The organism is Actinomadura bangladeshensis, from assembly GCF_004348335.1.
In the GTDB taxonomy this organism is placed as follows: Bacteria; Actinomycetota; Actinomycetes; order Streptosporangiales; family Streptosporangiaceae; genus Spirillospora; species Spirillospora bangladeshensis.
Genome location: NZ_SMJW01000586.1, coordinates 1 through 724, shown reverse-complemented (window position 1 = coordinate 724; position 724 = coordinate 1). Strand labels below are relative to the sequence as shown.

At 75.0% G+C, this 724-nt stretch carries 1 protein-coding gene; it reads left to right on the top strand.

Annotated elements, in window-relative coordinates; genetic code table 11:
• Positions 1-185 precede the first annotated feature (185 nt).
• Positions 186-724 (top strand): hypothetical protein (locus tag E1284_RS41000; RefSeq protein WP_131945482.1); only part of this gene is annotated, 539 nt, incomplete at its 3' end.

The window sequence follows — 724 nt, the reverse complement described above, 5'->3', positions numbered from 1 at the left end:
GCCCCCGCCGGCCCGGCCGCCGGGCCGCCGCCCCGCTCGGAGTCACCCGCCGTACGCTGAGGGCGGCCAGTTCCGGCCGGAGCGCCCGTCCTGCCCGGCAATGGCGCGAATCGACGCTCGGACGGAGCGGCGATCCATACAATCGCCCCATCAGTGCTGTTCATCCCCTCCTGAGGAGGCCGTCCGTGCCGTCCCTGCCGCCCCAGCCGGTCCGCCGCGCCGCGATCCCGATCGCGCTGGCGGCCCTACTCGTGCCGCTGGGCGCCCCCGGCGCCCTCGCCGCGGCGCCGAGCGGCGTCGAGCTCGCCGACGTGGTGGAGAGCCTCACCGAGAACGGCGGGCTCTACATCTCCCCCGGCGTCCAGGACCTGAGCGACGGCCAGCTCGACAAGCTGCGCGGCCCGCTGGAGACCGCCCGCCTCCCCGTGTACATCGCGATCTTCCCGGCCGGGACGCTGCCCGACCGGGCCACCGCCTACAACCGGCTGATCGTGGACATCTACCAGGCGGTGAAGCGCAAGGGCACCTACGCCGTGGTCGTCGGCGGGAAGCTGCGCGCCTACTCGTGGAGCGTCGCGCCGGGCACGACCGCCAAGGCCTGGGCCAACGCGAAGAAGAACGGCGGCGGAAGCCTGATCAACGAGCTCTCGCTGTTCGCGCGCAACGCCGGCGCCGCCCCGCCCGGCAAGCCCGGCCCGGGACCGCAGGTCGGCGAGGAGAGCCC